This window comes from Agrobacterium sp. LR_9 (assembly GCF_041954855.1).
In the GTDB taxonomy this organism is placed as follows: Bacteria; Pseudomonadota; Alphaproteobacteria; order Rhizobiales; family Rhizobiaceae; genus Agrobacterium; species Agrobacterium leguminum.
Genome location: NZ_JAVAYA010000020.1, coordinates 70978 through 93527, shown reverse-complemented (window position 1 = coordinate 93527; position 22550 = coordinate 70978). Strand labels below are relative to the sequence as shown.

19 protein-coding genes are annotated in these 22550 nt (G+C 59.5%); 13 read left to right on the top strand and 6 right to left on the bottom strand.

Going from position 1 to position 22550, the window contains the following annotated elements:
* Positions 1–430: 430 nt before the first annotated feature.
* Entirely contained in the window at positions 431–1081 is a 651-nt protein-coding gene (locus tag RAC79_RS20295; RefSeq protein ID WP_174000448.1) for a hypothetical protein, read from the top strand.
* On the top strand, positions 1078–2178 hold the full coding sequence (locus RAC79_RS20290; RefSeq protein ID WP_374997485.1) for a hypothetical protein: 1101 nt from the start codon (positions 1078–1080) through the stop codon (positions 2176–2178). The genes RAC79_RS20295 and RAC79_RS20290 overlap by 4 nt, the downstream gene beginning before the upstream one ends.
* A 298-nt stretch (positions 2179–2476) precedes the next feature.
* Here RAC79_RS20290 and RAC79_RS20285 read toward each other — a convergent pair whose 3' ends face one another.
* Positions 2477–4462 carry a putative bifunctional diguanylate cyclase/phosphodiesterase gene (locus tag RAC79_RS20285; RefSeq protein ID WP_374997484.1) on the bottom strand — a complete coding sequence of 662 codons (1986 nt, stop codon included), beginning with the start codon at positions 4460–4462 and terminating at the stop codon, positions 2477–2479.
* Positions 4463–4804: 342 nt separating this feature from the next.
* On the opposite strand from RAC79_RS20285, the gene RAC79_RS20280 reads away from it, so the two are divergent.
* The 4 genes from RAC79_RS20280 to RAC79_RS20265 all read left to right on the top strand — a co-directional run bounded on the left by RAC79_RS20280 (position 4805) and on the right by RAC79_RS20265 (position 9715).
* A complete protein-coding gene (locus tag RAC79_RS20280) occupies positions 4805–5644 on the top strand; it encodes an inositol monophosphatase family protein (RefSeq protein ID WP_374997483.1) in 840 nt (279 codons plus the stop codon).
* A 60-nt stretch (positions 5645–5704) separates the two neighbouring features.
* Complete coding sequence (locus RAC79_RS20275; RefSeq protein WP_078053311.1) at positions 5705–6313, top strand: dual specificity protein phosphatase; 609 nt, start codon at positions 5705–5707, stop codon at positions 6311–6313.
* Complete coding sequence (locus RAC79_RS20270; RefSeq protein ID WP_374997482.1) at positions 6307–7989, top strand: metallophosphoesterase family protein; 1683 nt, start codon at positions 6307–6309, stop codon at positions 7987–7989. The genes RAC79_RS20275 and RAC79_RS20270 overlap by 7 nt, the downstream gene beginning before the upstream one ends.
* 82 nt (positions 7990–8071) lie before the next feature.
* On the top strand, positions 8072–9715 hold the full coding sequence (locus RAC79_RS20265) for a Na/Pi cotransporter family protein (protein ID WP_374997481.1): 1644 nt from the start codon (positions 8072–8074) through the stop codon (positions 9713–9715).
* A gap of 48 nt (positions 9716–9763) precedes the next feature.
* On the opposite strand, the gene RAC79_RS20260 is transcribed toward RAC79_RS20265, so the two are convergent.
* Positions 9764–10750 (bottom strand): LacI family DNA-binding transcriptional regulator, encoded by a 987-nt coding sequence (locus tag RAC79_RS20260; protein ID WP_374997480.1) that lies wholly within the window; start codon positions 10748–10750, stop codon positions 9764–9766.
* Positions 10751–11263: 513 nt separating this feature from the next.
* On the opposite strand from RAC79_RS20260, the gene RAC79_RS20255 reads away from it, so the two are divergent.
* The 7 genes from RAC79_RS20255 (at position 11264) to RAC79_RS20225 (ending at position 19394) form a co-directional block, all read left to right on the top strand.
* Positions 11264–13117 (top strand): ABC transporter permease, encoded by a 1854-nt coding sequence (locus RAC79_RS20255; RefSeq protein ID WP_374997479.1) that lies wholly within the window; start codon positions 11264–11266, stop codon positions 13115–13117.
* Positions 13117–14250, top strand: coding sequence for an ABC transporter ATP-binding protein (locus tag RAC79_RS20250; protein ID WP_374997478.1), 1134 nt, complete (start codon positions 13117–13119; stop codon positions 14248–14250). Before RAC79_RS20255 ends, RAC79_RS20250 begins: the two co-directional genes overlap by 1 nt.
* A 33-nt stretch (positions 14251–14283) precedes the next feature.
* Positions 14284–15408: an ABC transporter substrate-binding protein gene (locus RAC79_RS20245; protein ID WP_374997477.1), complete on the top strand. Its 1125-nt coding sequence runs from the start codon at positions 14284–14286 to the stop codon at positions 15406–15408.
* 15 nt (positions 15409–15423) lie between these two features.
* Positions 15424–16572, top strand: coding sequence for an ABC transporter substrate-binding protein (locus tag RAC79_RS20240; protein WP_374997476.1), 1149 nt, complete (start codon positions 15424–15426; stop codon positions 16570–16572).
* 49 nt (positions 16573–16621) lie between these two features.
* Entirely contained in the window at positions 16622–17743 is a 1122-nt protein-coding gene (locus tag RAC79_RS20235; protein ID WP_338808689.1) for an ABC transporter substrate-binding protein, read from the top strand.
* 61 nt (positions 17744–17804) lie between these two features.
* A complete protein-coding gene (locus RAC79_RS20230) occupies positions 17805–18719 on the top strand; it encodes an inositol monophosphatase family protein (RefSeq protein WP_338808690.1) in 915 nt (304 codons plus the stop codon).
* 48 nt (positions 18720–18767) lie between these two features.
* Positions 18768–19394, top strand: a complete 627-nt coding sequence (locus RAC79_RS20225; protein WP_220318216.1) for a dual specificity protein phosphatase — start codon at positions 18768–18770, stop codon at positions 19392–19394.
* A gap of 19 nt (positions 19395–19413) precedes the next feature.
* Here RAC79_RS20225 and RAC79_RS20220 read toward each other — a convergent pair whose 3' ends face one another.
* Genes RAC79_RS20220 through RAC79_RS20205 form a run of 4 tightly spaced genes read right to left on the bottom strand, consistent with a single transcriptional unit; the run spans position 19414 to position 22498 of the window.
* On the bottom strand, positions 19414–19629 hold the full coding sequence (locus RAC79_RS20220; RefSeq protein WP_374997475.1) for a hypothetical protein: 216 nt from the start codon (positions 19627–19629) through the stop codon (positions 19414–19416).
* Between the two features lie 60 nt (positions 19630–19689).
* The gene (locus RAC79_RS20215; RefSeq protein ID WP_374997474.1) at positions 19690–20775 is read right to left on the bottom strand and encodes an ABC transporter ATP-binding protein; all 1086 of its coding nucleotides are present in this window, start codon (positions 20773–20775) and stop codon (positions 19690–19692) included.
* On the bottom strand, positions 20772–21599 hold the full coding sequence (locus tag RAC79_RS20210) for a carbohydrate ABC transporter permease (RefSeq protein WP_065655228.1): 828 nt from the start codon (positions 21597–21599) through the stop codon (positions 20772–20774). The genes RAC79_RS20215 and RAC79_RS20210 overlap by 4 nt, the downstream gene beginning before the upstream one ends.
* Positions 21596–22498, bottom strand: coding sequence for a carbohydrate ABC transporter permease (locus RAC79_RS20205; RefSeq protein ID WP_003504594.1), 903 nt, complete (start codon positions 22496–22498; stop codon positions 21596–21598). Before RAC79_RS20205 ends, RAC79_RS20210 begins: the two co-directional genes overlap by 4 nt.
* Positions 22499–22550: the final 52 nt, after the last annotated feature.

Here is a 22550-nt window from a genome sequence, read left to right as displayed (position 1 = left end):
ATCGCTCCGATGGCAGGACGGGTCGGACGAAGGCCGGGTTATGAGCGATGCGTCGCCCGAGCCGTTTAAAGAGGGTGAGAAATACGCTTATGCCGGATCGGCTGCCGCAGCGACGACTGGGGCAGCTCAAAACTCTGCGCAAGCACTTCGCGGAGGAATGCCGGCGACAAGGCCGACTGTCCCCCAGACTGTTCCTCGTGGTCCGGGAAGGGTGATAACCCCGGGACCCGCCCGAGCGCCTCAGTGGTATCGTACCCCGCCTCACAGGGTTGTGAGCGATCTTGCAAAAGTTGGCCGTCTCGCGAGGGCGGGCATTTGGGCCCGCCGCCTAAATGTCATCGGGATATTATCAAGCGTCCTTATCCCCGATAATGGTGCAAATCTGTCTGACGTCGTCCCACGGGACGATCAGGAGCGGCGGATCAAAGAAATGTTCGACGAGGGTGTCGACGCCGGACATGATAGCTGGGAGATGCGGGATTGGGCGATGGAGGAGCTCCGTCGACATCGGCAGCGAGTGCGTGAGGAACCAGAAAGTCGGCCACAGGCATTACCCCAGAGCGAAACCGTACGTGTCTCCGATCGGGACGAATACCGCAAGAAGTGTCAGGTCGACCGTTACGGCAAGATGAAGAGCGTCTGCGGTCAGTACGGCATGCAGGCTCACCATATAGTTCCGGACTGGACGCTTCGTTATGGCGCGAGAGAGGAGGCCGATAAGCGCATTCCGAATATGCCCAGCCTTAATGATGGTATGGCTATATGTGTTATTGGGAATGCCCGGGTAGAGCAAACCGAGCACTGGGGTGGTCATCTGGCGGACAAGGCGATCGAAAATGCCGGTAGAAATTCAACGCCACCTTTTACGGCACCCTTACATAAAGTAGTTCAGGCGTCGGCCCAGGCTATGATAAGCGTGAGGCCCGATTGTGCAAAAGAGATTATGGCGGCCCTGACGACCCAATATGCTGGAAAAAATCCGTTCCAGCTTTTACGAGCTAAACAATATCCTCCCCTTCCTGAAGAAACCATATCGGCTTTGAAGTCTGGAGCTGTTGAAGGAGCGACCAGAAAACCATGAAAACCAAGCTGCCTATCGATTTCACGAGAGCATATGCGAGGTCGGGCAAAACGCTCGCCGTTGTCGCAACGAGAGACAATGCTGAACCTTTCGATCCTGATGGCCGATTTTATCGGTATGATCGTGACGACGTGCCGCCGCAGGACTGGACGTATTCCGACTTCGGTTTCCATATTCAAAGCATGACTGTGTATCATAGCGCTGAGCACGCTACGCCAGATGGTTATTTCGTTTTGCTGTCGTCGGAGGGTGACGTTTATCACACCTACTGGAAGGAGAATTTTCAGGAGAAAATTCAGGGAGCCGGTAGTTGGAGTGAAGATTCGAAAGGTTATGGGCGTCTCACTCGTATTCGTGAGATCGGCCAGCATCTATATGCCTGCGGAGAAGGAGGACAAATCTATGTGCGCCAGGGGAACAATGATTGGCGTCTCCTGACCGATAAATTGTTGCTGAACCCAAATGCGCAGGAGGAAGCAAAGCCTGAAAAAGAGCCGGAATTTCTTTCTCCGGAATGGCAGGAATGGGTCACTCGGTCGGCCCTCAATCCAGCCTCCCGCGATATACTGTTCTTTGACATAAACGGGTTGTCGGAAGAAGCCATCTATCTTTGCGGGGAGGAGGGGCCCGGTACCAAACCGGTCCTTTGTTTCTGGGATGGTAATGAGTTGCACGAACTGAAAATTCCAATTCCGGTAGCCGCTTTGACCGGAATTTACATCGAGAATCCTGACAGTGTCTGGATATGTGGGAGAGAAGGTGTTCTCATACACGGAAGTTACGCGCGGGGATTTTCGCCTGTCGCATTACGGCAGCAGCATAATCTCTTTCACATGATCACTCCGTATCGGGAAAAACTTGTCATGGCGGCGAGCGTTCGTCCCGGCGGTCTTTATGAGTATGATCCCAAGACAGGACGTTTTGGCAGATTTGATCCTCCTCTTCCGCGCTTGAGCAATCGTGATGATAACGAGTCTATCGACAATGGTCCGTTTTTTGCGCAGGTGATCGAAAACGTGCTTTGGGTCGTCGCATCGAAAGATGTTTTCCGCTTCGATGGTGAGGCTTGGGAGCGGATAGAACACCCAGATCTCTGAGTTGCGAGCTTCCGAAAGCTTCGAATGTTATTGATGCGGCGGGGTCTGCCTGAGGCCTTCTAAGATCGCAGCAATGTGCACCGGGAGGGAAATGGCATGAGCCTCCCCCCGACAACTACAGTGGCGAACCGCAATGCCGAGACACATGGGCCGCCACCGGGACGCTGCAATAGGGCTGCATGTCCTTGATGAGGCACGTATCATCTCTTTGGCGCTTGATGTATCCCTGACCCAGGTTGGCTCATCGGTGATGTCTATTCCGGCGCTGGGGAAGTTTTACTTGGGAGCGCATCGGAGCTTACCACCAAGCCTTGTTTGGATTTTTGAGAGCTATGGATTGGGTGCGATGTTTGGGACTCGCCTGGCCCGAAAGAAACGCACCGACATCCTCTTCCCGAAGCGGCGGTGCATAGATGTAGCCCTGTACCAGCGTGGCGCCGAGGCCTTCGAGTGCGGTTAGCTCGGCGGGTGTTTCCACCCCTTCCACCACGCATTCCAGTCCCATGTCGCGGCTGAGGGTGAGAAGGGATTTTACGATTTTGTAGCTGGCCGGTTTTTCGTGCAGGTCCGTGACGAAGCTGCGGTCGATCTTGATCTTGGTCAGCGGCAATGCATGCAGTCGCGTCAGGCTGGAATAGCCGGTGCCGAAATCGTCCAGCGATATGCCGCAGCCGAGGCGGCGCAGCATTTCGACCGATTGCCTCACCTGCTCGAAATCATGGGCAAAAGCCGTCTCGGTAATTTCAAGGTCCAGCCGTCGTGCATCGAAGCTGCTGTTTTCGATGATGCCGAGCAGGGAAAGCACGCCCTCATGGGAATTAAGGTCCTGGGCCGAAAGGTTGAACGACAGGCGCAGGGAAGGCTCCCATGTGGCGGCGGAGGCGAGCGCCATTTTGAGAAGCGGCCGCGTCAGCGAGCCGACGATGCCGGCCCGTTCCGCGATGGGGAAGAACTGGCAAGGCGGCACATGCCCGAGAACCGGGCTGTGCCAGCGCGCCAGCGCTTCAAACCCTGACGTCCTTCCGTCGCGTATATCAACGATCGGCTGGAACACCACCGAAAGCTCGTTTTCCATATCCCGCTGTTTGAGCAGGTGCTCGACGCGGGCTTCGATATTGATCTGCTTTTCGTGCTCCGCATCGAACAGAACGGCATCGCCACGCCGGGTTTTCTTGGCGTGGTAAAGGGCATAATCCGCCCTGTCGAAAAGCTGTTCGAGCGTTGAGGCGAGGTTTGGGAACACGGCAATTCCCATGGAAGCGGAAACATGCACGGTTCCTTCCGGCATATGGTAAGGCGCCCTCAACTGCTCGGAGATCGCATTGGCATTCGCGACGAGTTGCGCGTCATCCGGTATGATCGGAGCGACGATGGCGAATTCGTCACCGCCCAGTCGAAAGGCCCTGCTGGTTTTCAGATTGGCGGTGAGGCGTTTGCTGACATTGACAAGCAACCTGTCTCCCACGGAGTGTCCGTAAAGATCGTTGACGGGCTTGAACCCGTCCAGATCGATCACACCCAGCGCCAGCCGGGTTCCGTTGGCCCTGGCTTTTTCGAGTTCGGCCTCAAGGTGAGCGAAAAAGGCGCGGCGGTTGGGCAGTTCCGTCAGGCTGTCGATATTGGCAAGCAGCAGGTTTTCGTTGCTGAGCGCTTCCGTGCGCTGTTGTGAAATGACCATGCGCTCGAAATTGCGGTAGTTGGTCAGCAGAATGGACATCATGCCGGTGCAGACCAGCAAAACGTTGATGGCGATGGCAACGAAGGTCGGTTGCCGCGACGCCAGAAAGAAGGCGATGAAGGCGCCATTGACGATGAGCGTCACCGTGAAGGCGGCCGAGCGCACATACATCAGACAGAAAATGCAGGAAATGACGGTAATCGCCATATAGAAGGCGACGTGGGATTGCGTATAGGCATCCCCGTAGGGCACCAGCAGGAAAGACCAGAGCGTGAATGCCATGGCGATGCCGGCAGCGAGGCGATTCGTGCGCCGAAGGGCTGCATGCGCCACCCGCGGTTCGGGATCCATGCCGCGCGTCCTCCACCAGAAGGCGACCCTGAGCGTGCAGCCGAGTGTGAAGAGGGCGGGAACTCCAACGGTGAGCCAAGGCGGCGCCAATTGCATATGCGTCACGGCAAGCGCCCATGTGCTTGAAAGCAGGATGAAATACATCATCGGCATCTGTCTGGTGAAAGCGCGGTACTGTGCTTTCAGCAGATCAGGATTGTCGGACCGGACGGACATGAAGTCCTGCAGTTTTTGTGTGGCGGTCAGTATTTTCATTCATGGCTCTTCAAATACAGAGCGGCATTCGTAACATAACTCCCGTTACATCATTGGAAATACACAGGGTTAACCGACAGACAACTGCATCAACCGCAAGATGTAGGCGCTGCGTTTCGCAACATTCCAATGTTTTCAGTATTAAATGTTTCCTGCGGGGATATTCCTGATGGGGGAGGAAGCCCTTTGCTTCATGCCATGAGTTGCGGCGACTCCATCGAATTGGCATGATCGGCCCGCCAGCTTCCAATGTCCGTTAGCTCCCTTTCAACGCCCCTTGAAAAGTTTGAACGCGCGTGCAATATGAACGCGTGTTCAAACTTTGAAAAATGGTTCTTGCGCATGGATTCGATCCACTATCCCGATACATTGGCGGCGCGTGCCGAATTGTGCCGCAGCGTTATTCTTTCCGCCGGCGAACTGGTGCTGAAGGGTTTTCAGGGCGAGGCGACGCGCAGCTTTTCGATGAAGGGGCCGCAGGATTTTCTAACGGTGACGGATGCTGCCTCGGAAGCGCATATTCGCGGCGCGATCACGGCCGCTTTCCCGGAAGACAGTTTTTTCGGGGAAGAGGGCGGCGGTGAGATCGGTGAGCGCGTCTGGGTCGTGGATCCCATCGATGGCACCGCCAATTTTGCCCGTGGCATTCCGCATTTCTGCATCTCCATCGCCTATGTCGAAAACGGCCAGACCGAAATCGGGGCGATCTATAGTCCCGCCCTTGGCGAGCTTTATTTCGCCCGTCGCGGCGAGGGAGCGACGCGCAACGGGCAACCGATCCGGACTGCGGAAACGGAGCGCTTCGATGCCGCTTCGATCGAGATGGGGTGGTCCACCCGTATCGCGAATGCGACCTATCTGGATGTCGTCAGGAACCTGCTCGATATGGGCGCCAATGTCCGCCGCGCCGGCTCCGGCGCGCTGGCGCTTGCCTATGTGGCTGATGGCCGTTCCGATGGCTATCTCGAATTGCACATGAATTCATGGGATTGTCTTGCGGGGCTGCTACTCGTCAGCGAAGCTGGCGGCGATGTGTGCCCTTTTCTGGAAATCGGCAGTCTCCGGGAGGGCGGGCCGGTGTTGGCCGCAGCCGCCGGTGTTGCCAAAGGCGTCAGCCAGGCATCGAATATAGCGCTCGCCGCGCGGCAGCTGTCGGATCGTCCGCGGGCGGTATCGGCGTGATTTATGGCGGTGGCCCTTTTGCAGAGGGGGCCTCGTGCTTCATGCATGTGGAGGAATGAAATGGATGGACCCGTTTATGCCCGGCCCGCAATCAGTCTGATCGCGGAAGGGCTCGGCCCGCACAATGCCGCGCTTTACATTGGCGGCAGCGATGGTGCGAGCGATCTCGGGCTCCTGCGCCGGCATGGCATCACCACCGTCGTTAATTGCGCCGTCAATCTGGATATCAATCTCGTGCAGGCGGCGGAGGAAGAGGGCGACAGGCGCGCCGTGGGTTATGGCGATATCCGTTATTACAAGCTCGGCCTTATCGATGGTGAGGGCAGCCCCGACACCATGATGCTGGGCGCCTATTACATTCTCGACGGCGCGCTTCGCCAGACCATGCCGAAGCGGGAAACCTATCCCTTTGCCGATGGCGGCAATGTGCTCGTCAATTGCCGCAGCGGCCGCAGCCGTTCCGTCTCACTGGTGGCGCTTTTCCTGCACAAGCAGCAGCCGGATCTCTATCCGACCATCGACGATGCGCTGGCCGTGATCCGCACGAAGCGGGAATTGCGGCCTGACGAATGGTTCGAGACGCCGAAACCGATGCTTTACGCCGCCGCCCGCCGTGCCTCCGACTGGATCGACATGGTCGAGGGCAGAAAGACCGCTCAACCATGCTGACACGCACGCTTCCCTCCGTTGCCGTCATCGCAGACGCGCATTTTCATGACACGGCAGCCGATTTCGGATTTCCCGGCATCGAAATCGACGGCCAGCGCATCACCATGCGCAGCTGGTCGGATACGCGTGAATCCACCCGGGTTTTCAATGAAAGCGCCGATGCATTGCATGCGGCGCTGGAAGAGGTGCGGCAGCGCGGCATTCGCCATGTGGTGCTGCTTGGCGACTATACCGATGATGGCCAGCGGGTGACGACCGAAACGCTGAAGAACATCCTGCAAAGCCACAGCGACGCCCACGGCACGGCCTTCTACGCATTGCCCGGAAACCACGATATTTTCGGCCCGCGCGGCCGGCACCATACCAAGGAGTTTTTGACGGAGAACGGCAAATGCCTTTCCGTTTCAAGCGATGCGCGGCGGGCCGGTGAGCGCGTCGTCGTGAACGACGGGATGTATTGCGAAGGCTATCCTGCAGGCCTTTGCCCTATGGCGGTTTTCGGTTATTTCCGCCAGCCGGATTATCTGCATTGGGAAACCCCTTTCGGTGTTTCCGATGCGCCGGAGGACCGGCTGTACGCGGTGCGCTCACCCGATGGGCGCAATGTCTACCGCCTGATGGATGCCTCCTATCTGGTCGAGCCGGAGCCGGGCCTGTGGCTGCTGATGATCGACGCCAATATTTTCGAGCCGCTCGATGGTGAGTTCGAAGCGGGCGAGGAGGCGGCTTTCATCGACAGCACCTCCGGTGGCTGGAATGCGCTTTTGCGCTGCAAGCCCTTCCTCGTCGACTGGATCGCTGATGTGCGCCGCAGGGCGGAGCGGCACGGCAAGACATTGCTCGGCTTTTCCCACTATCCGGCGCTCGATCCTTTCGATGGCGCAAGCGGTGCGGAAGGCGCCCTGTTCGGTGAAACCAACGTCGTGCGCCGCACGCCGCGCAAGGCGGTGGAGGATGCGCTGTTACAGGCCGGGCTTGCCGTTCATTTCAGCGGGCACCTGCACGTGGAAGGCGTGACCCGTCGCGGGGAAGGCGAAAATTCGCTCACCAATATCGCCGTGCCGTCGCTCGTCGCCTTTCCACCCGCCTTCAAGGTCGTTCACCCGTCGCGGCAGGCAATCCTTGTCGAGACGGTGGAGATGGCTGCCCTGCCGGTCAATGGCCGCATTTGCGATGGTTATGCACAGGAAACCGCACTGACGGACGAGGCAAACGACCGGGCTTTTGCCGCCGGCAATTACGGTGAATTTCTGCTGGGCCACAAGCGGGCGCTGATCAGGCACCGTTATTTCCCCAAGGAATGGCCGGCCGAGGTCGTCACGGCAATCGCCGATAAAAGCGTTCGGGAGGTTCTCGGCCTGCTTGGAGGGGAAGGCCGATCTTCGTCTGATGCTGCTGTCCTCTCGGACCTGCCGATGTTCGAACTGATTGCCGACTGGTATTGCCTGCGCCAGGGCGCAGGTCTGGCGCTGCCGCATATAGCGCCGCAACGGCTTTCCCTTTACCGAACGCTGGCGGAGCGCTTCGGCCGGGAGCCGGATCGTCACGATGGTTCGGTCGAAAGCTTTCTCAAAATCTTCTTCGGAGCCCTCGGCCTGTTTCTCGAGCGTGCCGAAGGCAGCCCGCGCGATCTGAAACTTGGGCTTGTACCGCAGCATGAACGGGTTGCGGTTTGATCTGAGGTGTTTGCAACAAGCGCGGCCGCCATGCTGGGGCTGAACCCAGACCGGCGGCGAGGATGACAAGCGGGGTGATCCGATGGAATCTGTCGTGGTCAGCATCAATCTGTTCGGCGCAGTGGCGCTGCTGCTTTTCGGCCTTGGGCAAATCAAGGACGGAATGTCGCGCGCCTTCGGCGCCCGGCTCCGCATCGGCCTTGCGGCCGGCACGCGGGGCGGGTTTCGTTCTTTCATCGCCGGTCTCGTGGCGACAATCGCTCTGCAGAGTTCGACCGCCACGGCGTTGATGGTTGCCTCCTTCGTCGAAAAGGACCTCGTCGCGCCGGCCATGGCGCAGATCGTGTTGCTCGGGGCCAATGTCGGCACGGCGATGACCGCCTGGATTGTGGCGCTTGGGCTTGGCTGGCTGTCGCCAATGCTCATCCTTGCCGGTGTTGTCCTGTCACGCGGAAAATCGGTGCAACGGCAGGGGGCCGGTGCGGCGCTCGCCGGTGTTGGCCTGATGCTGCTTTCGCTGCATCTTCTTTCGGCTGCGACAGATCCCATAAGGCAATCGCCGGCGCTCGGTCTCTTCATCGGCATGCTCGGCAATGCCTGGCCGGTGGCGCTGATCTTCTCCGCCGTATTGGCCGCGCTCGCCTCCTCCAGTCTGGCGATTGTCGTTCTCATTCTGTCGCTTGCCGCAAGCGGCGGGGTTGAAACGAGCCTCGTGATCGTTCTGGTGCTCGGCGCCAATCTCGGCGGCGCGGTGCCGCCGGTGCTGGCGACGCTGAGAGCACCGGTTGCAGCGCGCCGGGTGGCCGTCGGCAACCTCATCGTCAGGGCAATCGGCTGTCTCGCGGCGCTGCCTCTTGCCGGATATGGCGCTGCGCTGCTGGAGATGTCGCCTTTTTCTCACGCCAATCTCGCGGTCGATGCGCATCTTTTCTTCAACCTGGCCGTCGCCGCCATCGCCTGGCCGCTCTCACCGCTGTTGCTGCGGGTAACGACGGCGCTGCTTCCGGAAAAAGAGAAAAGTGAAAGCCATCGCAGCTATCTCGACAGCCACGATCTCGATCAGCCGGTTGCCGCCCTTGCCGGCGCGAGCCGCGAGGTCCTTCTCGTCGGCGATCTGATCGAGCGCATGCTGCGGCAGGCGGGCGAAGCCATGCGTGACAGCGACGTTGCGAAACTCAATGATATCAGCGCGCTGGAAGGCCGGGTCGACCGGATACAGCACGACATTAAGGTCTATGTCTCGAAGGTGGGGCAGGACGGCTTGAGCGGGAAAGACCAGAGGCGTGCGATGGATATCGTCGAATATGCCATCAATCTCGAACATATCGGCGATATCATCGACAAAGGCATCCGCCCGGAAATCGCCAAGAAGATCGATCTCGGACTGCGGTTTTCCGATGATGGCAAGAGCGAGCTTGAGCGTCTTTTTACCGTCACTCTCGACAATATCCGCATGGCGCAATCCGTCTTCGCAACCCGCAATGCCGCGCTTGCACGCCGGCTGGTGGAGGTGAAGGAAGATGTGCGGCGCCTCGAAAAGCAGTCGTCGGAGCGCCATCTCCAGCGCCTGCGCGACGGGCGGGCTGACAGCATTCAGACCAGCTCGGTGCATCTCGACATGTTGCGCGATCTGAAACGCATCAACGCCCATATTGCCGCCGTCGCCCATCCGATCCTCGATGAAAGCGGCCTTCTTATCGAAAGTCGTATCAAGCAGGTCGGTTAGGGGATATGGTAAAGCCGCACGGCGGCTTATGCCCGGAACGCATTTGCTCTAGCGCGCGGTGATACGCTCGACCATGGAAACGGGTACGACCTGAAGCCGGGTTTCCGGCTCATCGCTATCGAGCGCGGTTAAAACCTTCTCGGTCAATGCATCGAAGGATTGGGCAACGGTGGTCAGCTGGTAGCTTTTCCAGCCCGCCTGCGGAATATCGTCGAAGCCGACAATCGAGAGATCTTCCGGCACCCGTCGGCCCATTTCCAGCCGCGCGGCGTCCATGAAACCGAGCGCCAGCAGATCGGTCACGCAGAAAGCGCCGTCTATCGTCTTGTCGGATAGCAACTCGCAGCCGGCCTGATAACCGCTGTCATAGCTCGTCGGCCCGCCGGACCATGGAACGACCTCGATACCTTCGATGGTCATGCGCTGCGTAAAGGCGGCGGCGCGGCGCAACTGTGCCGGCGTCTGGCTGCCGCTGGAAATGACCGCGACCTTTTTGCATTTCGCTTCCACAAGCCGCATGGCGGCAAGATCGGCGCCGCGGGAATCGTCGCTCAGCACCATATTCGTATCGGTGCGATCAAGACGCTGATTGATGAGAATGAGCCGCACGCCATTGGCGATGCATTCATCGACGATCGAGGCCGGCGGTTCGCCGGAGAGAACGACGATGGCCTGCGCACGGAATTCGAAGAGAAGCTCGATCAGCGGCGCAATGTCCTTGCGGGCATCCGCCGCATTCAGCAGCAGGCATTGCAGGCCACGACGCAGAAGGCCGATGCTGAGGAGATCGAGCTGCTTTGAAATGAAGGGGGAGCTGAGGTTGGCGCCGACGACCCCGATGAGGTTGGAGCGGTCATTATTGAGGCCCTGCGCCAGCCGGTTGACGCGGTAGCCGAGTTCCTGCGCGGCTTTCAGTACCTTGCGCCGGACGGTCTTCGATACGCTGCCGCCGGGTGTGAAGGTACGCGAGACGGCGGAGCGCGAAACCCCGGCCTTTTTCGCCACTTCTTCGGCCGTCACGAACCCTCTCGCCATTCAACTCCCCCGTTGCGAAATCCTATGCCTGATATCACAGGCCATATGATGTCGGCTATTCCAATTGAAATTTTTCACCCGCGCTCGGCAACGCGGAGAAAAGGCCGCCTGCATTCCAGGAAAATGTCTCATCCGTTCCATTGTCGCCATGAAGGGAAAAAACATTTCCCACGCAAGCTCGTTAAAAAATTACAGTTTTGTGACAAAAAACCATTTTAAAACAAATAAATAAGTTAGTGATCACGTGTGCATTTTTTCATTGACAAAATGTCTTTTAAGACGGATCATGCATTCCAAGGTCAAGGAAGATATGGAATTTTTATTCTACATCGGCCTTGCCGGCGATGTTTTCGGGAGGAGCTGAATCATCGTTATTTGTGGGCTGGACGCCCGCTTGTGAAGCATTGACGCATTGCTGAAGGTCAACGCACGCGCCGCCTGTTCCGCGGGTCGCGCGAAGGCGGGTGCTTGCCGGCGTGTGGCGGCAATTGCGTGGCCATATGGGGAGAGATAATGGCTCTTTTAAGCGAATCGACGAAGGCGGAGGCGCTGGGAAGTCCCCAGGCGACCGCGCCTTCGGCATGGCAGGCCTGGCGGTATCGTCTCAAGGTCGCGCTCAGGGAACCGACGACGCTGATCGGCGTCCTGACGGCGCTGCTTTTCACCTATCTGATCGTCGTTCCGATCATTTCGATCATTCTCGACGCCGTCCGCGTCCAGTTCGGCCACGAACGGCGCCTCGGCAAGGATGTCGGCGATCTCACGCTTTATTATCTCGACAGGGCGTTTTTTTCGCCCGTCGCATCGGATCTTTTCTGGCGTCCGCTCTTCAATACGCTGACCGTGGCATTCGGGGCGATTGCGCTTTCGCTCGTCATCGGCACCGTGCTCGCCTGGCTTATCAGCCGGACGGACATGTTCGGCCGTCGCTGGTTCGCCACCGCCTTGATCGTGCCCTATATGCTGCCGGCCTGGACCTTTGCGCTTGCCTGGACGACGTTGTTTAAAAATCGCACCGTTGGTGGTCAGCCCGGCTGGTTCGAGGCGATAGGCCTCACTCCGCCGGATTGGGTGGCTTATGGGCGTTTCCCGATCACCATTATCCTTGCCCTGCACTACACGCCTTTCGTCATCCTGCTGTTCGGCTCGGCGCTTCGCCGCTTCGACTCGCAGCTTGAAGATTCCGCCCGCATTCTCGGCGCCCATCGTTATCAGGTGGCGTTGCAGGTCATCCTGCCGCTGATGCGCCCGGCGCTGCTTTCTTCCATGGTGCTGATCTTCGCGAAGTGCCTCGGCGAGTTCGGCGTGCCCTATGTTCTCGGGTTGCCCGTGAAGTTCGAGGTCCTGTCCACCTCGCTGTTCCGCAGCATTGCTTCGCGCCAGACCGGCGTTGCCGGCGTCGTTGCGGCCTCGATCATGCTCATCGGCATCATTACGCTCATGATTGACGCCCGCCTCGTTCGCGAAGCCCGCCGTTTCGTGACCATCGGTTCGAAGGGTTCGATGAACCGGCAGAGCCGTCTCGGCAAGATGCGGCTTCCGGCAACCGGCTTTGCGGCTGCCATCTTCATCCTCAGCGTCGGTCTGCCGCTTCTGACCCTGGCGCTTTCGACCGTCATGAAAATGCCGGCCCGCTTCACGTTCGACAACTTCACGCTCGATTACTGGATCGGCAGCAATCTCAACACCGTGGCTTTGCAGACGGGCGTGCTCCTGAGCCCCGATCTGTGGGCAGCCGCGAAAAACACGATGATGATCGTCGGTCTTGCCTCGCTCACATCGGGTATTCTCGGCCTGCTTGTCGGTTATGTCGTCATCCGCACGCCGGTGCGGGCCCTGTCGGTCTATCTGCGACAGGTGACGTTCCTGCCTTATCTCGTGCCCGGCATCGCTTTTGCCGCCGCCTATCTGTCACTCTTTGCCGTTCCGCGCGGGCCGATGCCGGCGCTTTATGGCACGGTGACGATCCTCATCCTGGCGTTGATTGCCGACCAGATGCCCTATGCCTCACGCGCCGGCATTTCGGCCATGACGCAGCTTGGAAAGGATCCGGAAGAGGCGGCCCAGATCGCCGGCGCGGGCTGGTTCCGCCGCATGATCTCCATCGTGATCCCGATCCAGAAGGGATCGCTGGTGACCGGGGTTCTCCTGCCCTTCATTTCGGGCATCAAGGGCTTGAGCCTCTTCGTGATCCTGGCCGTGCCAAGCACGGATGTTCTGACCACCTATTCGCTGCGGCTGGTCGACTATCACTACACGCAGGCCGCCAACGCCGTGGTGCTGATCATCGCCGCCATCGCCTATTTCGGCACGCTGTTGGCCCAGAAGCTGACCCGCACAAATCTTGCAGAAGGACTTGGAAGCTGATGCCTACCATCAACCTGCGCGGTGCGCAGAAAAACTATGGTGTGAATTCCGCAAATGCGGTTTCCGATCTCGATCTCGAAATTCGCGACGGCGAGTTCATGTGTCTGCTCGGCCCTTCCGGCTGCGGCAAGACCACGACGCTGCGGATGATCGCCGGCCTTGAAAACCTCTCCGGTGGGGAAATCCGCGTCGGCGACCGGGTGATCGATTCCGTTACCGAAGGCATCTTCGTGCCGCCGGAAAAGCGTGAAATGGGCCTGGTCTTCCAGAGCTATGCTCTGTGGCCGCATCTGACCATCGAGCGCAACACGGATTTCGGCCTGCGCCTGCGCAAGTTGCCGAAAGCCGAACGTGAAGCCCGTGTCGAGCGCGTCATGCAGGCGCTCGACATTGCCAAATATCGCGATCGTTACCCGTCACAGCTTTCCGGCGGCCAGCAGCAGCGCGTCGCGCTAGCCCGCATGCTTGCCGTCAATCCCGGCGTTCTGCTTCTGGACGAACCACTCTCCAATCTGGATGCCCGGCTGCGGCTGGAAATGCGCGCCGAGCTGAAGCGGCTGCATAAAGAGTTCAAGACCACCATCGTCTTCGTGACGCATGACCAGTGGGAAGCCATGACGCTTGCCACCACCATCGCCGTCATGAACGAGGGCACGCTGCAGCAGATGGGCGCGCCGAACGATATCTATGACCGTCCGGCCAATCGTTTCGTCGCCGAATTCGTAGGAAGCCCGCCGATCAACATCTTGACCTTCGGCCAGCCCGGCGTGTCGGATATAGCCGACAGGGCGGAAGCCTATTTCGCAACGCGTTATCCGCAACTGCGCGGCATCGCCTCGATCGGCATGAGACCAGAGGCGATGGGTTATGCGATGAAGCCCGAGGATGTGCCGCAGGGCAGCTTGTCCGGCGAGATGACGGTGACCGGCGTGCTGCCGACCGGCGGTAGCTGGATTCTCGAACTCAGAAGCGAGAACCATACGTTGTTCCTGACCACCCATTCCCTGCCGCGTATCGACAGTGGCGACCGCGTGTTTTTCCACGTGCCGCCCGAGGCCCTGCACGCCTTTGACGTGAGGGGGCAGCGCATCACCGAGGCGGACGCCATTCTGCGCAACAGCACCTACAACTGAAAACGCCGCCGAGACGGCTGAAGGAGAATCAGTATGAAGCGGACAATGACGGGCCTGGGCCGGCTGTTATGCGCAACGGCGATCGCCGCAACGCTTGGCGGCGCGGCGAAGGCCGGAGAACCTTTCGACCTCAATGCCCTGATCGAGGCGGCGAAGAAGGAAAAGCCGATCACCGTCTACGACAGCACGGGCAAGATCGTCGAAATGGCGAAGAACTTCGCGGCAAAATATGGTGTCGGCGCAGAGGGCGCGAAGGTGAAGGCTTCGGCCCAGCTGGAAATGATCATCCGCGAGGCGCGCGCCAACAATATTCAGGGCGATGTCTCGATCATCAGCGATGCGCCTGCGGCGATGGCGCAGCTTATTCCGCTCGGTTTCGTCGAAAGCTGGCTGCCGCCGGATATGGCCGGCAATATTCCCCCGGAATATCAGGACCCGCTTACCGTCGTCACCAGCGCCAATGTCTGGGCCTATAACAGCGAGCTTTTCGACAAATGCCCCGTTTCCAATATCTGGGAACTGACCGACCCGAAGTGGAAGGGCAAGGTGGCGATGCAGGATCCGCTGGGCAAGGCCTCCTATGTCGACTGGTTCAACCAGATGGCCAGCCACGGCGACGGCGAGGTGAAGGCGGCCTATAAGGCGCTTTACGGCAAGGACCTCGAAACCGGGGAAAAGAGCGCGACTGCGGCCTGGGTGAAGGCGCTCGCCGCCAACGCTCCGCTGCTGACCGACGCCGATGCGGCCGCTGCCGAAGCCGTTGGCGCTCCCGGCCAGAAGGAGCCCTTCATGGGCCTCATCAGCTCGGCGAAGTTCCGCGACAATGCCGAGAAGGGCATGAAACTCGGCCTCTGCAAGGAGCTGAAACCCTGGGTCGGCTGGCTCTATCCGGGTGTCGGGCTGATCACCAAGGGCACGAACAGCCCGAATGCGGCGAAGCTCTTCATTCACTACATCATGACCGCCGAAGGCATCGCGCCGCAGGCGATCGACGGCAAGATGTCGACCAACAAAGAGGTGAGCCTGCCTGCGGATGAGCCGTCGGGTATCGGCGCCGTTCTCGATGACATTCTGCCCTACAGCATGGCGACCAGCCTTGAGGACTGGGACGCGCGTGAAACCTGGCAGGACTTCTGGCGTGTGAACTACAAAAAATAACGGGGGGACCATCTGGTGACGATCACTACTCAGAACAAGAATGGCAATGAGCGCAGGCGGCGCAGGACCGCCTCCGCACTTTGCCTCGGCTTTTCGCTAGCACTCAGCGGGGCCGCCCATGCGCAGGATGCCTTCAATCTCGATGCGCTCATCGACGCCGCGAAGAAGGAAAAGCCGATCACGGTTTATGCGGTGACCGGCAAGATCGTCGATACGGCACAGGCCTTCACCGCCAAATACGGCGTGCAGGCGAGCGGCAAGAAGGTGAACGAGGCAACGCAGGTCGAGTTGATGATCCGCGAACATCGGGCGGGCAATGTCGTCGGCGATGTCAGTGTGGCAACCGATGTCGCCTCCGCCATGGGCGAGCTTCTGCCGGAAGGCATCGCCACCAGCTGGACGCCGCCGGATCTCGAAGGCGATATTCCGCAAAAGCTGCGCGATCCGCTCGTGGTCGTCTCGGATCCGCATGTCTGGACCTACAATACCGAGAAATACGACACATGCCCGGTCACCAACATCTGGCAGCTGACGGAGCCGAAGTGGAAGGGCAAGCTCGCCATGCTCGATCTCTTCGACAAGCCGCTTTATGCCGACTGGTTCAACCAGATCGAAACCCATCACGATGCCGATGTCGCCAGGGCCTATGAGGACCTTTACGGCAAGAAGCTGGAGACGGGCGAAAAAAGCGCAACGGCGGCCTGGGTGAAAGCCTTTGCCGAAAATGCACCGCTGCTGACGGATTCGAGTTCGGTGGCGGATGCGGCCGGTGCGCCGGGGCAGGCCGACCCCTTCTTCGTCATCACTTCGGTAGCGAAGTATCGTGACAACGAGGCCAAGGGGCTGAAGCTCGGTCTTTGCAGCGGCGTAAAGCCATTTTCCGGTTTTCTCTATCCCGGTTTCGGGCTGATTGCCGGGCAAACGAAAAGCCCGAATGCGGCGAAGCTTTTCCTGCATTACCTGATGACGGAAGAAGGCATCGCGCCGCAGACCGCTGACGGCAAACTCTCCGGCAATATGAAAATAGCCCTGCCGGCGGATGAGCCCTCGAAGGTCGCCAATCATCTCGATGAGCTGATGGCTTTCGACGCCGCAACGGCGGCCGACGACCTCGACAAGCGCGAAGTCTGGCAGGATTTCTGGCGTGTGAACTACAAAAAATAATCGGAAGGCGGGTGCGAGCCCGCCTGTCTTTTCCTTGGGAGGGGAGACGATGCGAAGAACCAATTTGAGGGCCGCCTCGGCCATGGCCGCAGCTGCAGCGATTATGGGCGTTTCCGCACTGACCGCGGCTGCTGAAGAGACTTTCAATCTCGATGCTGTTCTTGCGGCTGCGAAGCAGGAGAAGCCGATCAACATCTATGACAGTACCGGCAAGATCGTTGAGATGGCCGATAAATTCAGCGCCAAATACGGGCTGAAGGCGACGGGAGTGAAGGTTTCCGCCAATAGCCAGCTGGAGATGATTATCCGCGAAAGCCAGTCGAACAATGTGCAGGGCGATGTGGTGCTGATTACCGATGCGCCATCGGCGCTCGCCCAGCTTCTGCCGGCAGGTTTCGTCGAGAATTATCTGCCGGGCGACATGACCTCGAAAATCCCGACGCAGTTTCAAAACCCGCTGGCCATTTCCACCAATGCCAACGTCTGGGCCTATAATACCGAAGCCTATGACAAATGCCCGGTGACGAATATCTGGGAACTGACCGAGCCGAAATGGAAAGGTAAGGTCGCCATGGTCGATCCGCTCAGCAAGAGCACCTATACGGACTGGTTCAACCAGCTTGAAGCCCACGGCAATGAAAAGGTGGCGGCAGCCTACAAGGCCCATTTCGGCAAGGAGATGGAGGAAAAGGGTGCGGCAGCCGCCTGGATCAAGGCGCTGGCCGCGAATGGTCCGCTCGCCACCGATGGCGACGATCCGGTGGCGGAGGCGGTGGGCGCGCCGGGTCAGAAGCAGCCCTTCTTCGGCCTGCTGAGTTCGGCCAAGTTTCGCGACAATGCCGACAAGGGCTACAAGCTCGGCCTCTGCACCGATCTCGATCCCTGGGTCGGCTGGACCTATATCAAGCTCGGCCTGATGGCCTCCAAGACCAGAAGCCCGAACACGGCCAAGCTCTTTATCCATTACGTCCTGACGGAAGAGGGCATCGCCCCGCAGATGAAAGACGGCAAGCTGCCGACCAATACCGACATCAAGATGCCGGATGACGAACCTTCGGGGCTGATGAAGGTCGCCGATCGGCTGATGGGCTACGATTCCGCCACCGGTCTCGATGATTTCGACCGCCGCGAGGAATGGCAGGATTTCTGGCGCGTCAACTATACGAAATAACCCCGGCTGGCGCGGCCCGTGCCGCGCCGCCTCCTCCTTTTTGCGAACGAACGGACTGGACATGCCGATGCAGACTTCATTGAGCGAACGGAAACCTGGAGACAAGGATGCGTTTTCCCGCTCTGTGCGGTTGATGAAGATCGCGGAAACAGCGGCGCGTGCCGTGCGCGATCCGCTACTGGCGGCGTTTCGGTCGGATATGGCGGTGGACTACAAGGTCGATCTCCACGATATCGTGACCATCCATGACAAGCGCGCCGAGGCTGCCATCCGCGCCGTCATTCTCGAACGGGAGCCCAATTCGGCGATCATGGGCGAGGAGGGCGGCCAGATCGGTAGCGGTGAGGTTCAATGGTATGTCGACCCCATCGACGGCACGGCAAATTTCGCCCGTGGCCTTGCTTTCTGGTGCGTGTCCATCGCTGCCGTCATCGATGGAGAAGCCGTCGCCGGCGCGGTTTACGATCCCGTGGCGGATCAGATGTTTTCCGCCGATCTCAAAACCTCCTATCTTGATGGCGAAAGGCTGCATTCCCGCAGCGTTGCAGATGAGACGCGGGCGACGCTCATCACAGGCTATCCCGTCTCGCGCGATTTCCGGCTGGATGGGCGGGAAGCGGCACTCGCCAATTTCGGCACTCTTGCCGAGACCTTTTCGACATTGCGCCGGCCCGGCAGCGCTGCGCTCAGCATTGCCCATGTCGCGGCCGGCTGGACGGATGCGGCCGCCGGTTTCGGCGTCAATGCCTGGGATGTGGCAGCCGCCATTCTCATTCTCAAAAACGCGGGCGGAACCTATGAGCCGCTGACCCTCGGAAAGGTGGCGGAAGGTTCCGCCGATTTCCTTTGCCCGGGCTATATCGCCACGGGTGAGGGGGCCAGCTATCCGACATTGCAGCGGGTGGCGCGATCCATATCCGAAAGCCGCATCGCCAATGCGGCGATACGACTGAACCAGTCGGCCGCGAAGGCCTGAAGACGCAATAGATGACGGCGGCCGTATAGACGCCGATGGAGACATGACATGCCGCAATCGCGACCGACCCCATTCCGAGAGCAGGAAACAGGCGAGCTGCCGAAGCTTAGCCGCATCTATGAGCAGCATCCGCTTTACGGTGTCGATCTCTTCATTTCCGGCAAGGAAGGGGCGAGCGACCTCAATCTACTACGCCAGAACGGCATTACCACCGTCGTCAATTGCGCCGTCAATCTGGATTTCAATTTCGTGGAGCAGTCACAGGTCGTTTCCGACCACGAAGGCAGCGTCTATGGGCCGGGCGAAATCCGCTACTACAAGATCGGCCTGATCGACGGGAGTGGAAATCCCGATACCCAGATGGTTGCGGCCCATTATATCCTGCGAGCGGCGCTGGAGCAGATATTGCCCGACAAGCCTTCCTATCCCCGGCGGGAGCGTGGCAACGTGCTCATCAATTGCCGGGGCGGACGTTCGCGTTCCGTCGCCGTCGTCGCTCTTTTCCTGCACCTCACGCTGCCAATGGAGTTTCCGACGCTGGATGACGCCATCGGCTTCGTTCGTCTGAAACGCGAGCTGCCGGAGAACGAATGGTACAAGGCGCCGAAACCCGTGCTTGCGGATGCTGCGCGCCGGGCCGCCGGCTGGATTGCCATGATCGACGCCGCGCATTGAAAGGCGGAAGACTGTCTGGTCAGTTTTGCGGCTCCAGCGCGTTTGCCGCGGCCTCGGCACGCGCGGCGGCCTCCTTTGCCTCCCGCTCGGCGCGGGAGGCCGCTTCCGGGTTGCTCGAACCGTCATAACCTCCCATGGCGCGCTCCCCGATGGCGATGTGGACATCCTTGAGCTGGATGACGACAAGACCGATGAGGATGGCCGCGCCGATAAGGAACGCTGTTTTCCCGTTCATGGTCATTCGACTCCACGCTTCGTGTTTGCCGGCGGAGGAAACAGCCGGCAAAACCGCCGCTCAACGGGTCAGGAGGCCGACGCCTGTTTCCGCATCGAACAAATGCATATCGGACGGGTCGATGTCGAGGCCGATCGTTTCACCGGCTTTGACCGCGCTGCGTCCCTGCACCGCGATGACCAGTTCGGTGGCGGTTCCCGTGGTGAGGAAAGTGGCCGAGCCGGTCGTCTCCACCGCGGAAACCGGCAGCACCAATGCCGCCCCGGCTGCTGCGGCCGGCCGGATATGTTCCGGCCTGATGCCGACGATCACATCTTTGCCGGGCGGCAGGGAGGCCGGATTCCCGATCGATTGCTGCGGCTCGCCTTCGCCGAACACGAGCTGAAGGGATGCGCCATCCGGGCTGACGGTCGCCGGAATGAAATTCATGGCCGGCGAGCCGATGAAGCCCGCAACGAAACGATTGGCCGGGCGGTCGTATAGTTCCAGCGGCGTGCCCTGCTGTTCGATCACGCCATCGCGCATGACGACGACATGATCGGCCATGGTCATCGCTTCGATCTGGTCATGCGTGACGTAGACCGAAGTGGCATGCAGGCGATCGTGCAGCGCGCGGATTTCCTTGCGCATGTGGACGCGCAGCGCCGCATCGAGATTGGAAAGCGGCTCATCGAACAGAAAGGCCTGCGGGTTGCGGATGATCGCCCGGCTCATGGCCACGCGCTGGCGCTGGCCGCCGGAAAGTTCGCGCGGATAACGCTTCATCAGCTTTGAAAGACCGGTCGTGGCCGCAACTTCTTCCGCCGCCTTGCGGGCCTCGGCCTTGGCGACGCCGCGCATACGCAGCGAATAGGTGAGATTTTCCTCCACCGTCATATGCGGGTAGAGCGCATAGGACTGGAACACCATGGCCACATCGCGCTTGCGCGGCGGCACGCCGTTCATGAGCGTGCCGGCAATGCGCATGTCGCCGGCCGATATGGTCTCCAGCCCGGCAAGCGAGCGCAGAAGCGTGGACTTGCCGCAGCCCGACGGGCCGACAAGTGCGACGAAAGTGCCCTTCTTGATGGAAAGGTTGATGTTCTTCAGCGCATGAAAGGCGCCGTAATATTTGTTGACGCCGGAAAGTTCGATCTGAAGGGTCATTTGAGTGCTCCTGAGGTCAGGCCGGAAACGATGCGGCGCTGCAAGAGAATGAAGAGGGCAAGAATGGGCGTCACATACATGGTCGCATAGGCCATGATGTTGTTCCATTCGCTGGTATTGGGGCCCATGAAGGAATTGAGGCCGACACTCGCTGGCTGCAATTCGGCCGCCTGGATCATCGATTTCGAATAGACGAATTCACCGAAGGCCTGCATGAAGATGAGGATGGCGCTGACGAGAATGCCGTTTCGGGCAAGCGGCAGCACGATGTTGAAAAACGCGCCGACCCGGGAATTGCCATCCACAAGTGCGGCCTCTTCCAGTTCCTGCGGCACGGCCATGAAGGTGGCGCGCACAAGCACCACGAAGAAGGGCATGCTTTTCGCTGCGATGGCGAGGATGACTGACAGACGCGGATAATCCAGAAGCCCGAATTGCGAGAAGCCGACGAAGATCGGCGTGATCATCAGCGATGCCGGCAGAACCTGCAGCATGAGGATGAGGAACAGGCCGATATCCACCCAGACATTGCGATAGCGCGCCAGCACATAGGCACAGCCGACGCCGAGAATGGTGATCAGCAGCACTGCGCTGGAGGCGATCAGCACCGAATTCCACAGGTATCGGCCCATGTTGCGGCTGTTCCAGACATAGGCATAGGTCTGCCATTGCGGATCCGTGGGCCAGAAGGCGGGCGGATTGGCGAACATTTCCGAGCCGCTTTTGAGCGAGGTCAGATACATCCAGTAAAGCGGGAAGAGGTAGATGATGGCGAGCACGATGGCGATGGCCAGCATCAGACGGTTGCGGGTCGTGATGCTCATCCGCGCACCTCATGCCGTGTGGAGCGCACATAAACGATGGAGGCCAGCATGACGAAAACGATCATGATGACGGAGATCGTGGCGCCCTTGCCGAAATCATATTGCCGGAAGGACAGGTCCCAGGCCCAATATTGTGCCACGTTGGAGCTGTTGTTCGGCCCGCCATCGGTAATGGCGGCGAAAAGATCGAATTGCTGCAGCGTAAAGATCAGCCCGAGCGAAACGATCGCGCCGATGGTGGATCGCATCATCGGCAGGGTGATGGTGTAGAAGCGCTGCCAGGCATTGGCACCGTCCAGCTCCGCGGCTTCATAGAGATCGCCGGGAATGGAGGCGAGGCCGACGGAAAGCAGGATCATGTTGAAGGAGGTGCCGAGCCAGATATTAGCGATGACAACGGCCCAGAGCGAAAAATTCGCATCGGAGCGCCAGAAGATATTGCCCGATATCAGGCCGCTTTCCCGCAGGAAGAAATTCAACACGCCGAAATCGCCGGACAGGATCCAGTTCCAGATAGCGCCCACCACGAGGCCGGGCATGACCCAGGACACGAGAAAAAGGCCGCGCAGCCAGGTGGCGCCGGGAAAATTGACCCAGAAGAACAGCGCCAGGCCGAAGCCGATAGCGAATTGCCCGGCAATCGAGGCTACGACGAAGGTGACGGTGTTGAAAAGGATCGGCAGTGTTTCCGGCTGCCGGAACAGATCGATGTAGTTCTTGAAGCCGACGAAGGGGCGCACGAAGGTGCCCAGGCTGAACATGTCGACTTCCTGAAAGCTCATGACGATGTTGTAGATGAGCGGCAGCCCCGCCATGACGAACAGGAAGCCCAAAGGAAAGGCGACAAGGACGATATCGAAACCGCGACCGTCACTGACGCTGGAAAACAGTTTTTTCATGAAACATCCTCGCAAGCTCCAGTCGGGGCCGCCGCCGCTTGTCGCGGCAGGC

Coding starts and splice junctions, on each gene's coding strand:
- RAC79_RS20280 (WP_374997483.1), top strand. CDS start 4,805: ATGGATTCGATCCACTATCCCGATACATTGGCGGCGCGTGCCGAATTG.
- RAC79_RS20270 (WP_374997482.1), top strand. CDS start 6,307: ATGCTGACACGCACGCTTCCCTCCGTTGCCGTCATCGCAGACGCGCAT.
- RAC79_RS20230 (WP_338808690.1), top strand. CDS start 17,805: ATGCCGATGCAGACTTCATTGAGCGAACGGAAACCTGGAGACAAGGAT.
- RAC79_RS20285 (WP_374997484.1), bottom strand. CDS start 4,462: ATGAAAATACTGACCGCCACACAAAAACTGCAGGACTTCATGTCCGTC.
- RAC79_RS20210 (WP_065655228.1), bottom strand. CDS start 21,599: ATGAGCATCACGACCCGCAACCGTCTGATGCTGGCCATCGCCATCGTG.
- RAC79_RS20275 (WP_078053311.1), top strand. CDS start 5,705: ATGGATGGACCCGTTTATGCCCGGCCCGCAATCAGTCTGATCGCGGAA.
- RAC79_RS20220 (WP_374997475.1), bottom strand. CDS start 19,629: ATGAACGGGAAAACAGCGTTCCTTATCGGCGCGGCCATCCTCATCGGT.
- RAC79_RS20215 (WP_374997474.1), bottom strand. CDS start 20,775: ATGACCCTTCAGATCGAACTTTCCGGCGTCAACAAATATTACGGCGCC.
- RAC79_RS20250 (WP_374997478.1), top strand. CDS start 13,117: ATGCCTACCATCAACCTGCGCGGTGCGCAGAAAAACTATGGTGTGAAT.
- RAC79_RS20290 (WP_374997485.1), top strand. CDS start 1,078: ATGAAAACCAAGCTGCCTATCGATTTCACGAGAGCATATGCGAGGTCG.
- RAC79_RS20245 (WP_374997477.1), top strand. CDS start 14,284: ATGAAGCGGACAATGACGGGCCTGGGCCGGCTGTTATGCGCAACGGCG.
- RAC79_RS20205 (WP_003504594.1), bottom strand. CDS start 22,498: ATGAAAAAACTGTTTTCCAGCGTCAGTGACGGTCGCGGTTTCGATATC.
- RAC79_RS20235 (WP_338808689.1), top strand. CDS start 16,622: ATGCGAAGAACCAATTTGAGGGCCGCCTCGGCCATGGCCGCAGCTGCA.
- RAC79_RS20255 (WP_374997479.1), top strand. CDS start 11,264: ATGGCTCTTTTAAGCGAATCGACGAAGGCGGAGGCGCTGGGAAGTCCC.
- RAC79_RS20225 (WP_220318216.1), top strand. CDS start 18,768: ATGCCGCAATCGCGACCGACCCCATTCCGAGAGCAGGAAACAGGCGAG.
- RAC79_RS20260 (WP_374997480.1), bottom strand. CDS start 10,750: ATGGCGAGAGGGTTCGTGACGGCCGAAGAAGTGGCGAAAAAGGCCGGG.
- RAC79_RS20295 (WP_174000448.1), top strand. CDS start 431: ATGTTCGACGAGGGTGTCGACGCCGGACATGATAGCTGGGAGATGCGG.
- RAC79_RS20265 (WP_374997481.1), top strand. CDS start 8,072: ATGGAATCTGTCGTGGTCAGCATCAATCTGTTCGGCGCAGTGGCGCTG.